Genomic DNA, 11,759 nt, shown 5'->3' on the forward strand with positions numbered 1-11,759 from the left:
ACAAGCAAATGCAGGATGTCCGTCCGAACCCGCGTCTTCCCTTGGCCCACGATGCTGGGCAGCCGATCTTCATGGACTTTTTGCAGCAGGCTCAGCGCTCGCCGCAGGCGCCTGCCATTGTTTCCGAGCATGGCATCTGTACTTTTCTTGAGCTTGAGGCGATCAGCCGGGGTATTGCAGCGTTGCTGATCGAAAGCGGGGTGCATCAAGGCGATCGCGTCGTGATCGTTTCGAGCCGGTGCGCGGGGCTGGTCTACGCCATGCTCGGTGCCTCGCGGGCGGGCGCGATCTTCACGGTGGCCGACACGGCCTACCCGAAGGCGCGTATCGCTCAGATCCTGCATACGCTGCAACCTGCCTTCGTCTTGTTGGCCGGGGCGGCGCAGCTTGACCTCGATGACGCGTCCATTCGGGTGGAACGGGTGCCGGAGCCGGCAGCTGAGGCCCTGGCGCGCTTTGCCCATCACCAACAGCAGTTGCCGTTGGTCGATCCTGATCAACCGGCCTATATCACCTTTACGTCCGGCAGCACTGGCGAGCCCAAGGGCGTGGTGACGACCCACGCGCCATTGGTGCACTTCATCGGCTGGCATGTTCGCCAGCATGGATTTTCCCAAGAAGACTGCTTCTCGCTGCTCTCCGGGCTGGGCCATGACCCGGTGTACCGGGATGTGTTCACGCCGCTGTCCATCGGTGCCAGGGTTGCGATCCCTGCACAGACCACAGTGATCGACCCGACTGCACTGGCGGCCTGGCTGCAGGCCCAGGCGGTCTCGGTGGTTCACCTCACACCGCCCCTGGGCAAGCTGATCGAGACCGGCGCCAGGCTCGGCGGCATCAGGCTCGATGCGCTGCGCTACCTGTTCTGGGGCGGCGAAGCGCTGGGCAGCGCCCTGTATGGGCAAATACGCGAAATCGCCCCCAACGCCTGCTGCGTCAACTTCTACGGCACCACCGAAACGCCCCAGGCCATGGCGTACCACCGGATCGATCCGGGCGCCGACCACAGCAGGATCCCCCTGGGCAAAGGCATCGATGGCGCGCAGCTGCTGGTCGTGGATGACGCTAACCAACTGGCCGGGCAAGGGCAGGTTGGCGAGATCCTGATCCGCAGCCCCTATCTGTCCCAGGGGTACTGGGGCGATACGGTCCAGACCCGCCAACGCTATGTGCCCAACCCCTTCACCCAGGCCGAAGACGACCTGTGCTACCGCACCGGTGACCTGGGCAGTTACGGTGCCGACGGCAGCGTCACGTTCCTTGGCCGTGGAGACAGCCAGGTCAAGATACGTGGGCACCGGATCGAACTGGCGGAGATCGAAGCGGTGTTGGCCCGGCACCCGCAGCTCAGGCAATGCGTGGTGCTGGCCGACACCGAAGGCCCCAGTACCAAGCTGGTGGCCTATTGCGTTGCCAACGACGCAGCGTCCTCCCAGGCGCTGCGCGAGTACGCTGCCAGCCAATTGCCGGACTACATGGTGCCGGCGTTGTTCGTGATGCTCCAGGCGATTCCGATCACGCCGAACGGCAAGGTCGACAAGCGTGCCTTGCAGGCGCTGCGCGGCGACATCGAGGCGAGCACCGTGCAGGCAAACCAGGCGCTGTCGCCGGTGGCGCAAAAGCTGGTCAGCGCCTGGTCAGAAATCCTGCAGACGCCTGAGATCGACCCGAACCTGTCATTCGTCGAACTGGGCGGCGATTCACTGTCGTTCGTCCAGGCCTCGATGGTGCTGGAGACGCTTATCGGCCCGCTACCGGCGCAATGGGAGCTCAAGCCGATCCATGAGCTGTGTCAGCTAAGTGCCACGCGGCCAGCGGCCAGGCCTATGATCCGCGCCGTGGAGATCCCGGTGCTGTTGCGGGTGCTGTCGATCCTGCTGATCGTCATCGGGCATTTTCACGGTGGCTCGGGTTGGCCGATCGTGGGCGAAACGTCGGTGTTGTTCGCGGTGTCCGGGCTTGCCCTGGCGCGGTTTCAACTCAAGGCCATCGACGACTATGGCAGCGTGCGCACGCTGATTCGCTCGATCGCCGTCATCGTGGTGCCGACCCTGCTCTATACGCTGTTGACCCAGGTCGTGTTCGGCAACGTGCACTGGCAGGCTTTCTTGCTGATCGCGAACTGGTACCCGCCAGCGGTCACCGGAGGTTTTTCGTATTGGTACATCGAGCTGCTGGTGCAGATGCTGGCGATCATGGCGGTGGTGCTGTCGTTCGCCCGGGTCAGGGCGCTGATCATGGCGGCGCCGTTTCGCGTGCTGCTGGCCGGTGCCTGCGCGGCGGCCGTGGCGGGCCTGTTGATCGATGCCTATATCTTCGATGCAAGTGCGCTCTACAACCGCGTGCCCCAGCATTACCTTGCGGTCCTGGTGCTGGGCATGGCGATTCAATTTGCCCGGACCACGCCGCAGAAATGGCTGGCCAGCGCGGTGGTGGTGCTCGTGCTGGGCGGGCAGCGTGTGGTGGATGTGCTGGCGCATGGGGTGGACTTCAGCCAATACGTCGATGTGGCCATCCCGGCGGTGCTGACGATGATTTGGTGGCGCGCCGTTCCCCTGCCTGACCTCATTGCCCGTGGGGCTGCCTTGATCGCATCCTCGACGCTGTTCATCTACCTGACCCACTATCAGTTCCAGTCCGTCGCGCGCCGTCTGGGCGATGTGCCGGGGCTCGATGTGGTTCTGGCCATCGTCGGCGGGATCGCTGTGGCTTATGCCTGGAACAAAGCCGTCCGCTTCGTCTCGATGCGCTGGAGTGGCGGCGCCAAGCGCAGCGCGGAAAAGTTCGAGCGCGTCCTGTGACGGGGCTGTGCGGGGGCTGACTGGCCTGCTAACGTGCCCACTTGCACCTGCACAGGCCTCGCCCCATGCCCGTCGTCGACAACCTGATCGCCTTCACCTTCGCCGCCACGGTGCTGACCCTCACGCCGGGCCTGGACACCGCATTGATTTTGCGTACAGCCACGGTGGAGAGCCGCACCCAAGCCATGCGCGCCGCCTTGGGCATCAACGCAGGCTGCCTGCTGTGGGGCGCTGCGGTGGCATTCGGGCTCGGGGCCCTGATTGCGGTCTCGGAGCTGGCCTACAACCTGCTGAAATACTGCGGCGCGGCCTACCTGGCTTACCTGGGGCTGAACATGCTGTTGCGCCCGCGCCAGGCCTTGTCGGCTGCCGGCGAGCAGGCCAGGCCTGTGGCCAACTGGTTTCTCAAGGGCATGATGGGCAACCTGCTCAACCCCAAGGTCGGCATCTTCTATGTGTCCTTCTTGCCTCAGTTCATCCCCCAAGGCGAGCCGCTGGTGGCCTGGACCTTCGGCCTGGTCGGGATCCATGTGGTGCTGGGGCTGCTCTGGGCGAGCGCCCTGATCGCCGCGACCCAGCCGCTGGCGACGGTGCTGCGCCGGGGCCCGGTGATCCAATGGATGGACCGCACCACCGGGCTGATCTTCGTTGCCTTCGCCGCGCGTCTGGTCTTGAGCAGGCGCTGAGCAGCACGCAGTTCAGCGGCGCACGGGAAGCACCACCTGCGCAAGCAATCCGCCGCTGTCGCGATTGCGCAGGGTCAGCTCGCCGCCCTGTTCGCGAACGATCGCCCGCGCCGCCGAAAGCCCCAGGCCAACGCCACCGGTGTCACGGTTGCGCGAGGCCTCCAGGCGAAAGAACGGGGCGAACACCTGCTCCAGCGCGGCCTCGGGAATCCCTGGCCCTTCGTCGCTGACATCGATGCGCACCGCCTGATCGTCCTGGGTCAGGGTAATGGCCGGGTTTCGTCCGTACTTGAGGGCGTTTTCCAGCAGGTTGACGACCACCCGCTTGATGCCCAGCGGACGCCCCAGGTACACCAGGTGGGCGGGGCCCGTGAAGTCGACGGCGATGTCCTGGTCGCGGTAGTCGTCGACGATGGTGTGCAAAAGCTCGGAGAGATCGAACGCGGTGCTGGGCTCGCGCTGGGTGTCTTCGCGAAAGAACGCCAAAGCGGCGTTGATCATCGACTGCATTTCCTCGACATCGCGGATGAGCTTGCGCTGGTGATCCAGGTCTTCCATGAACTCGCTGCGCAGGCGCATGCGTGTGAGCGGGGCGCGCAGGTCGTGGGAGATCGAGGCGAGCATGTGGGTGCGTTCGGCGACGAAATGCTGGATCTGCGCCTGCATGGTATTGAAGGCGATGATCGCCTGGCGGATTTCCTCGGGGCCTTGCACCTCGATGGGCGGGGCGCGCAGGTCATCGCCGAAGCGCCGCGCCGCGCTGGCGAAGCGCTGCAAGGGACCTGCCAGCTGGCGCGTGGCGATCCAGGCCACCAGCAGGGTGGCCACCAGGCCGAGGGCGATGATCACGGCGATGCGCACGTTAGCGCGCAAGCCCCAGCTGCGTTCGGGCGGGGTGAAGGACAGCCAGCTGCGGTCCTGAAGCTGAACCAGCGCCACGTAACGGGCCTGAGGGCTATCGCCGGGCCAGTCGTCGGGGGTGAAGATGTCGATTTCCCGGCCATCGCCCAGCAATCGGTGCAGCACCGGCACCTGGCCTGCATCGAGCCGTGCGCCGTCGCTGGGCAGCTGGAAGTCGGCGCGCTGCGCATTCCAGGCCACCCGCAGCATGGGGTTGCTGGCGGCGCTTGCCAATTGCGCTCGCAGCGGCGCAGGCGCAGCTTCGATCACCCGGGTGGTCGAGGCGATCTGCTCCAGCAGGCCGGTGCGTTCGATGGGCGGGCGCGCCCAGGTGCCGGCGACCTGGACGAACAGGGCGTTGAGGGCCAGCGAGGCGAGCATCGCGGCGACGATGGTCAGGGCGATGCGGCGCCTGAGGGTGTCGCGACGCAGCAGTGGCTCGATCATGAGCGGGTGACCTTGGCCGTGAACAGGTAGCCACCGTTGCGCACCGTGCGGATCAGTTCGGGGCGTTTGCTGTCCGGCTCGATCTTGCGCCGCAGGCGGCTGACCTGCACGTCGATGCTGCGGTCGAACGCCTCATGGCCCTGGCCGTGGGCCAGGTCGATCAACTGCTCGCGGGTGAGGATGCGCTGGGGGTGTTCGAGAAACACCACCAGCAAGTCGAACTCGCCACCGGACAAGGGCACCATCACGCCCTCGGAGGAGCGCAATTCGCGGCAGGTGATATCCAGGTGCCAACCTGCAAAGTGGATGACCGGCCGTGTCGGTTCGCCTGCCGGGAGGTTTGGCTGGCCGATGCGTCGCTGCAGCGCGCGAACCCGGGCGAGCAACTCGCGCGGTGCAAAGGGTTTGGTCAGGTAGTCGTCCGCACCGAGCTCCAGGCCCACGATGCGATCGCTCAGCTCGGCCATGGCGGTGAGCATGATGATCGGAATACCGGTCTGGGCATGGACCTTCTGGCACAGGCTCAGGCCGTTTTCCCCGGGCAGCATCAGGTCGAGGATCACGGTGTCGGGCCGCTGCGCCGCAATCGCCGCCCACATGGCCTCGCCGTCGGCTGCGACGTCCACCTCATAGGCGTGCTGAACGAAGAATTTCTTCAGCAGGGTCAGGATTTCCACGTCGTCGTCGACGATCAGCAATCGGCTCACGTTCACAGGGTCCAGGGCTAGAAAGGGCGGTATCTAAAACCATTCTGCTGCTTGGGTCATTTATTTCAATCGAGCAACATTCCTTCAGGCCTGACATCAAGCGGACATCCTCTGGCAAAACGCCTTGGGTACTTTGCACGCCTTCGTTTTTGGGGGCTTGCATGAAGGATTTGAGCAACAGGTACACCACCGATCAGGGCGCGGCTGCACGCCCGTTGATCCTGGCCCAACGCACCACCGCGCCAGGGCAGGATGCACCGATTCTGTTCCAGCAGTCCTGCCTGGGCGTGGCCGAGGATCAAGAGCGCATCGTCCTGCGTCGCTATTTCGAGCGCTACAGCCCGGACAGCGGACATTGGGTGCAATACGTCCACTCGATCCCCACGGCCGATTTCATCCACTGGATCATGACCCATGGCCAGTTGCACATCGAATGCTCGGACAACACCCCGGATACCCACGGCCACGCCTGAGCGGCGCCGGCCATCGAGCAGAACAAGGACCTTTGATTGATGAAAAAGCATCGCTCGCTGCCGCTGGTGCTGGCGGCCACCCTGAGCTTGTCGGCATGCAGCAGCAAGACCGTCAGCCCCAAGATGTACACAGGGTTTCTGAAGGACTACAGCCAGTTGGCGCCGCACCAATCACCCTCGGGCCAGCAGGTGTCGAGCTGGGTCAGCCCGGCGCTCAAGACCGGTCGCTACAAACAGGTGTACCTGGAACCGAGCCAGTTCTATCCGCGGCCTGAGCCGACCGAGCGGATCCCCCGCAGCACTTTGATCAACGTCACCGGCTACTACGATGCGGCGCTGAGGCTGGAGTTGGGAAAAGTCGTCCCCCTGGCCTCCAAGCCTGGCCCGGACACGTTGGTCGTCAGGCCCGCCATCACCCGGATCGCCACCTCCACCCAAGGCCTGCGCTTCTATGAGTGGCTGCCGGTCACGCTGGTGGCCGCTGGCGTGAGTGCGGCGACGGGGATACGCGACCAAGACAGCGAGATCGCCACCGAGGTGTCCTTCGAGGACGGCGAAACCGGCGCGGTCGTCGCCGAGCTGGTGCGCAAGGGCACGGGTGTACCGCTGGACAATGACAAGCAGGTCTTGACCGCGCACAACGTCAAGGCAGTGCTCGATGGCTGGGCGGGTGACCTGCGTACGGCCTATTCGGCGCGTCTTCAGTAGAAACTCTTGCGCGGGATGAACGAAAGGGCTGCGTAACAGCCCTTTGTTTTTGCATCGGTAGACGTTTGCCGTGGCTCAGTCCCAGATCGGCGCCAGGCCGTCAGGGCTGACCTCGCGTCCGTTGCGCTCGAGCTTGGCGATGCGCGCCATGTCCTCGTCGTCCAGGCGCAGGTCTCGGGCAAGCAGGTTGCTGGCCAGGTTCTCGGGCTTGGTGGAGGAGGGGATGACCGCATAGCCCAGCTGCATCGCCCAGGCCAGCGCGACTTGTGCGACGGTCGCCTTGTGCTTGGCGGCGATGTCGGCCAGCACAGGGTCCTTGAGCACCTTGCCGTAGGCCAGGGTCATGTAGGACGTGACGGTGATGCCTTGCTCCTTGAGGAATGCTGCGAGCTTGGTGTTCTGCAGGTACGGGCTGAGTTCGATCTGGTTGGTGGCGATCTCGCCCTTGCCGACCACCTCGATGGCCTGGCGGGTCAGTTCGATGTTGAAGTTGGAGACGCCGATCTGACGCGTCAGGCCTTGCTTCTTGGCGTCGGCCAGGGCGGTCATGTATTCGCGCAGTTCGACGCCGTTGCCGGGGGCTGGCCAGTGGATCAGCAGCAGGTCGACATGATCGGTGCGCAGCTTCGCCAGGCTCTCGCGCAGGCTCGGGATCAGCTTGTCGGCGGCATAGTTGTCGACCCAGATCTTGGTGGTGATGAACAGCTCGTCACGCGGTACGCCGCTCTCGAAGATCGCCTGGCCCACGTCGGCTTCGTTGCCGTAGATCTGCGCGGTATCGATGACGCGGTAGCCCAGCTCGAGGGCGGACTTGACCGAGTCGATGACGGCTTGACCGGTGAGGCGGAAGGTGCCGAGGCCGAAAGAGGGAATGCTCATTGATCTGCTCCTGGTAAGTGTGGCAAGGATCGAACCCAGAGATAGTGTGGCCCGGAATCGATCGAGTGAGACCAGTGTGCGGATTTACCGAAGATTGATTAAGACGCCGGTGAACCAAGGTCATTTGACTTCAAATCATCAATGGCCGGTGGCGCGTGCGTGAGGCAGGGGCAATGGGCGAAAACGACACGGCCCGCCAAAGGGCGGGCCGGTCGGTGCTGGCTGTGACGATCAACGGCGGCGGAACAGCGGCAGCGGCTCGTCGGTGGCGCCCTGGTAGGTCACCGAGAAGTCCTTCAGGCTCTGCAGCGCGTCTTCTGGGTCCTTGTCCGCGCGGATGGCGAAGGCGTCGAAACCGCAGCGGGCCATATAGAACAGCTGGTCGCGCAGCACGTCGCCAATGGCGCGCAGCTCGCCTTTGAACTTGTAGCGGTCCCGTAGCAGGCGCGCGTTGGAGTAGTTGCGCCCGTCGGTGAAGGCCGGGAAGTTCAAGGCGATGACCTGGAAGGCATCCACGTCTTCGCCGATCTCTTCGGCTTCTTCGTCGCTGTCCAGCCATACACCCAGGCCGCCGTCGCGTGCCTTGAGGGCATGGGCGTGGTCACGCCACATTTGCAGCGGGACGATGTAGTCGTCGCAGTTGGTCAGCTCGTCGAACGAGGTGCCTTTGGGCAGCAGGTGCCAGGTTTCGTCGACCAGTTGGTTGTTTTTAATGATTCGCTGCATAGACGCGTTCCTTGAAGGGGTCGATGCCAATACGCTGGTAGGTGTCGATGAAGCGCTCGTCTTCGGTACGCTGTTCCACGTACACGTCGATCAGCTTCTCGATCACATCGGCCATTTCGTCCTGGGCGAAGGAGGGACCGAGGATCTTGCCCAGGCTCGCATCGCGCGCGGCGTTGCCACCCAGGGAGACCTGGTAGAACTCTTCGCCTTTCTTGTCCACACCGAGGATGCCGATGTGGCCAACGTGGTGGTGACCACAGGCGTTCATGCAACCGGAGATGTTCAGGTCGATCTCGCCGATGTCGAACAGGTAGTCCAGGTCGTCGAAGCGGCGCTGGATGGATTCGGCGATCGGGATCGACTTGGCGTTGGCCAGCGAGCAGTAGTCGCCGCCCGGGCAGCAGATGATGTCGGTCAAAAGGCCGACGTTCGGCGTGGCGAAGCCCTGTTCGCGCAGCTCCAGCCAGAGGGCGTGCAGTTGGCGCTGCTCGACGTCGGCCAGGATGATGTTCTGCTCGTGGGAGGTGCGCAGGAAGCCGAAGCTGTAACGCTCGGCAAGGTCGGCCACGGCGTCGAGCTGCTTGTCGCTGATATCGCCCGGGGCAACGCCGGTGGGCTTGAGTGACAGGGTGACAGCGACATAGCCGGGCTTCTTGTGGGCGCGGGTGTTGCGTGAGCGCCAGCGGGCGAAGCCTGGGTATTGCTCGTCCAGCGAGGCGTAGTCGACGTTGTCCAGGGCCAGGTAGGCCGGGTCGACGAAGTGGCGCGACACGCGCTGCAACTCGGCTTCGGTCAGGGTGGTCGGGCCGCCACGCAGGTGGGCCATCTCGGCCTCGACCTTCTCGGCGAACACTTCCGGGGTCAGGGCCTTGACCAGGATCTTGATCCGCGCCTTGTACTTGTTGTCACGGCGGCCGTAACGGTTGTACACGCGCAGGATGGCGTCCAGGTAGCTGATCAGGTCTTGCCAGGGCAGGAATTCATTGATGAACGAGCCGACCACAGGAGTACGGCCCAGGCCGCCGCCGACCAGTACACGGAAGCCCAGCTCACCGGCCTCGTTGTACACCGGCTCCAGGCCGATATCGTGGACTTCGATGGCGGCGCGGTCTTCCTTCGAGCCGTTGATGGCGATCTTGAACTTGCGCGGCAGGTAGGCGAATTCCGGATGGAAGGTGGTCCACTGGCGTACGATTTCGCACCACGGGCGTGGGTCGATCACTTCATCGGCGGCGACGCCGGCGAATTGGTCGGTGGTGGTGTTGCGCAGGCAGTTGCCGCTGGTCTGGATCGCGTGCATCTGCACGGTGGCCAGCTCTGCCAGGATGTCCGGAATGTCCTCGAGTGCCGGCCAGTTGTACTGGACGTTCTGGCGGGTACTGATGTGGGCGTAGCCCTTGTCGTAGTCACGGGCGATCTTCGCCAGTACGCGGACTTGGCGTGCGTTCAGCTGGCCATAGGGCACTGCGACACGCAGCATGGGCGCAAAACGTTGGATATACAGGCCGTTCTGCAGGCGCAGAGGGCGGAATTCTTCTTCGCTCAGCTCACCGGCCAGGTAGCGGCGGGTCTGATCCCGGAACTGCTTGACGCGGTCCTCGATGATCCGCTGGTCGTACTCGTCGTATACGTACATATAAGTCCTGTCTCAGGCTGCAGGCAGCTATTCGCGCGCACGGCCGCGCACTCCGCTTCGGAGCCGGAGCACGATATCAGGTTGTGTTTATGCGCTAAAGTGATGTTTTTGCATATGAAAAGAACCAATAGGACTAAGTGAGATCCACTGGCATTTGCCCGCCTTCAGGCCCCGTCCGTTTATACTCGCGCGTTTGTTTCGCAACGGATGTCATCGAATGCTCAAGGCCTTGTGCCAGGCCCTGTCGCTGAGCTTGCTCCTGGCAGCAGCGAACGCGCAGGCCGCCTCCGTGGTGTTCCTCAACCCGGGCTTTTCCCATGAGGCTTTCTGGGTCGGCTACTCGCGCTTCATGCAGGCGGCCGCGCAGGAGCTGGGCATGGACTTGCGCATCGAATACAGCGAGCGGCGCACGGACCTGGCGCTGGCCCAGGCCCGCGCGGTGCTGACCGGGCCCCAGCGCCCGGACTACCTGGTCTTGGTCAACGAGCAATACCTGGCCCCGGAAATCATCCGCCTGGCACAGGGGCTTGGCGTCAAGTTGTTCCTGGTCAACAACGGCCTGACCGAAACCCAGGCGCGCAGCATTCAGGCTCAGCCGGACCGCTATGCGCAGGTGCTGGGCACCCTGACTGCCAACGACGAGCAGGCGGGCTACCAGATGCTGCGGCAGATGGTTGCCATGCTGCCGCCAGGTCCGGGACCGGTGGACCTGGTGGCGTTCGCCGGGGTCAAGACCACCCCGGCCTCCCAATTGCGCGAGCAAGGCATGCGCCAAGCCCTGGCGGACTTCCCCCAGGTGCGCCTGCGCCAGGTGGTCTATGGCGGCTGGAGTCGCAAGCGCGCCTATGAACAGGCCCAGTTGCTGGCAGAGCGCTATCCGGATACGCAGTTGGTGTGGTCTGCCAACGACGAGATGGCTTTCGGTGCCATGCAGGCATTTGAAGAGAAGGGACGCACGCCTGGGCGTGATGTGATCTTCGGCGCCATCAACAGCTCTCCCGAAGCGCTGCGCGCGCGAATCGATGGGCGTCTGAGTGTGCTGATGGGCGGGCATTTCACTTTGGGCGGCTGGGCCATGGTGATGTTGCATGACGATGCCTTGGGGCTGGCGATCAATCGTGATGGTCTGCAAGCGCACACGATGCCGGTGTTGCAGTCCTTCGACCAGGCCAAGGCCCGCCGCTGGCTCAAGTTGCTTGAAAGCTGCGACGACATGGGGGTGGATTTTCTGCGCTACAGCGCAGAAGGGCGACCGGAAGGTTTTCGTTATCCGTTTTTGGCCAAGCCTGTCGACTATTGAAAGACCTTGCTTGAGAGAAGGCCATTGCTGGGCTTAACTGCTGGTTGAAGTGCATTCCCATAACCACTACAAGAGGCAATGCAATGGGAAACTCGACCAAGTTGCGCAAAGCTGACAGCACTGTCGACGCCTGGGCGATCCTCTGCCTGATCGTCCTGGTCGTCGTGGCCGCCGTGTATTGGGTCAGCCACCAATAGCGCCGATCTTCAGACCTTGAGCAAACCGGAACCGCCCGCGGAAGGGATATCCGCGGGCGGCTTGCGTTCTAGCGGGCGGTCAGGTGCATGGCCAATTGCACCAGGCCGATCAGTGCGAGGATGAACACCAGGGTGAACAAGGTGCCCAGTGCGATGAAGTGACTGGCCTTGCCATGGGTGAAGTCGCGCGCGCGGTTCTTGCCGCTCTGCACGCCGAAGGCGGCGGCGAGGATGCTGTGAAGCATCTGCCAGAAGGTGGGCGGTTTGCCGGGGTCGTTGTCATCCATGAAGGGCTCCTG

The 11,759-nt window shown here is 63.8% G+C and carries 11 protein-coding genes; 5 read left to right on the forward strand and 6 right to left on the reverse strand.

Translation table 11 applies throughout. The features are described from left to right. Nucleotides 1-8: 8 nt before the first annotated feature. The gene (locus BLS27_RS11350; RefSeq protein ID WP_090344804.1) at nt 9-2,801 is read left to right on the forward strand and encodes an amino acid adenylation domain-containing protein; all 2,793 of its coding nucleotides are present in this window, start codon (nt 9-11) and stop codon (nt 2,799-2,801) included. 65 nt (nt 2,802-2,866) lie between these two features. Beyond that, nucleotides 2,867-3,487 carry a LysE family translocator gene (locus BLS27_RS11355; protein ID WP_090344807.1) on the forward strand — a complete coding sequence of 207 codons (621 nt, stop codon included), beginning with the start codon at nt 2,867-2,869 and terminating at the stop codon, nt 3,485-3,487. Nucleotides 3,488-3,499: 12 nt separating this feature from the next. Here BLS27_RS11355 and BLS27_RS11360 read toward each other — a convergent pair whose 3' ends face one another. Both BLS27_RS11360 and BLS27_RS11365 read right to left on the reverse strand, forming a co-directional pair. Then, nucleotides 3,500-4,834 (reverse strand): ATP-binding protein, encoded by a 1,335-nt coding sequence (locus tag BLS27_RS11360; protein WP_090344811.1) that lies wholly within the window; start codon nt 4,832-4,834, stop codon nt 3,500-3,502. Next, nucleotides 4,831-5,556: a response regulator gene (locus BLS27_RS11365; RefSeq protein WP_043206941.1), complete on the reverse strand. Its 726-nt coding sequence runs from the start codon at nt 5,554-5,556 to the stop codon at nt 4,831-4,833. Before BLS27_RS11365 ends, BLS27_RS11360 begins: the two co-directional genes overlap by 4 nt. A gap of 146 nt (nt 5,557-5,702) precedes the next feature. On the opposite strand from BLS27_RS11365, the gene BLS27_RS11370 reads away from it, so the two are divergent. Together BLS27_RS11370 and BLS27_RS11375 are read left to right on the forward strand one after the other, a co-directional pair. Next, a complete protein-coding gene (locus BLS27_RS11370) occupies nt 5,703-6,014 on the forward strand; it encodes a hypothetical protein (protein ID WP_090344813.1) in 312 nt (103 codons plus the stop codon). Nucleotides 6,015-6,053: 39 nt separating this feature from the next. After that, a complete protein-coding gene (locus BLS27_RS11375; protein ID WP_043206936.1) occupies nt 6,054-6,722 on the forward strand; it encodes a DUF3313 domain-containing protein in 669 nt (222 codons plus the stop codon). 75 nt (nt 6,723-6,797) lie between these two features. Here BLS27_RS11375 and dkgB read toward each other — a convergent pair whose 3' ends face one another. The 3 genes from dkgB to BLS27_RS11390 form a co-directional block, all read right to left on the reverse strand. After that, nucleotides 6,798-7,601, reverse strand: coding sequence for a 2,5-didehydrogluconate reductase DkgB (gene dkgB, locus BLS27_RS11380; protein ID WP_043206934.1), 804 nt, complete (start codon nt 7,599-7,601; stop codon nt 6,798-6,800). Nucleotides 7,602-7,832: 231 nt separating this feature from the next. Continuing rightward, nucleotides 7,833-8,327, reverse strand: a complete 495-nt coding sequence (locus BLS27_RS11385; RefSeq protein WP_070571600.1) for a DUF934 domain-containing protein — start codon at nt 8,325-8,327, stop codon at nt 7,833-7,835. After that, nucleotides 8,311-9,963 (reverse strand): nitrite/sulfite reductase, encoded by a 1,653-nt coding sequence (locus BLS27_RS11390; protein WP_043206929.1) that lies wholly within the window; start codon nt 9,961-9,963, stop codon nt 8,311-8,313. The genes BLS27_RS11385 and BLS27_RS11390 overlap by 17 nt, the downstream gene beginning before the upstream one ends. 217 nt (nt 9,964-10,180) lie before the next feature. Here BLS27_RS11390 and BLS27_RS11395 point away from each other — a divergent pair, with 217 nt between their 5' ends. Further along, a complete protein-coding gene (locus tag BLS27_RS11395) occupies nt 10,181-11,263 on the forward strand; it encodes an ABC transporter substrate-binding protein (RefSeq protein WP_043206926.1) in 1,083 nt (360 codons plus the stop codon). Nucleotides 11,264-11,528: 265 nt separating this feature from the next. Here the strand turns inward: BLS27_RS11395 and BLS27_RS11400 are convergent, their stop codons facing one another. Then, nucleotides 11,529-11,747, reverse strand: a complete 219-nt coding sequence (locus BLS27_RS11400) for a DUF2970 domain-containing protein (RefSeq protein WP_043206924.1) — start codon at nt 11,745-11,747, stop codon at nt 11,529-11,531. Nucleotides 11,748-11,759 lie beyond the last annotated feature (12 nt).

This window comes from Pseudomonas guariconensis (assembly GCF_900102675.1).
In the GTDB taxonomy this organism is placed as follows: domain Bacteria; phylum Pseudomonadota; class Gammaproteobacteria; order Pseudomonadales; family Pseudomonadaceae; genus Aquipseudomonas; species Aquipseudomonas guariconensis.

Excerpts from the sequence above, each read along its gene's own strand:
- BLS27_RS11350 (WP_090344804.1), top strand. The coding sequence starts at position 9 with ATGCAGGATGTCCGTCCGAACCCGCGTCTTCCCTTGGCCCACGATGCT.
- BLS27_RS11360 (WP_090344811.1), bottom strand. The coding sequence starts at position 4,834 with ATGATCGAGCCACTGCTGCGTCGCGACACCCTCAGGCGCCGCATCGCC.
- BLS27_RS11395 (WP_043206926.1), top strand. The coding sequence starts at position 10,181 with ATGCTCAAGGCCTTGTGCCAGGCCCTGTCGCTGAGCTTGCTCCTGGCA.
- BLS27_RS11375 (WP_043206936.1), top strand. The coding sequence starts at position 6,054 with ATGAAAAAGCATCGCTCGCTGCCGCTGGTGCTGGCGGCCACCCTGAGC.
- BLS27_RS11385 (WP_070571600.1), bottom strand. The coding sequence starts at position 8,327 with ATGCAGCGAATCATTAAAAACAACCAACTGGTCGACGAAACCTGGCAC.
- BLS27_RS11370 (WP_090344813.1), top strand. The coding sequence starts at position 5,703 with ATGAAGGATTTGAGCAACAGGTACACCACCGATCAGGGCGCGGCTGCA.
- BLS27_RS11400 (WP_043206924.1), bottom strand. The coding sequence starts at position 11,747 with ATGGATGACAACGACCCCGGCAAACCGCCCACCTTCTGGCAGATGCTT.
- BLS27_RS11390 (WP_043206929.1), bottom strand. The coding sequence starts at position 9,963 with ATGTACGTATACGACGAGTACGACCAGCGGATCATCGAGGACCGCGTC.
- dkgB (WP_043206934.1), bottom strand. The coding sequence starts at position 7,601 with ATGAGCATTCCCTCTTTCGGCCTCGGCACCTTCCGCCTCACCGGTCAA.
- BLS27_RS11355 (WP_090344807.1), top strand. The coding sequence starts at position 2,867 with ATGCCCGTCGTCGACAACCTGATCGCCTTCACCTTCGCCGCCACGGTG.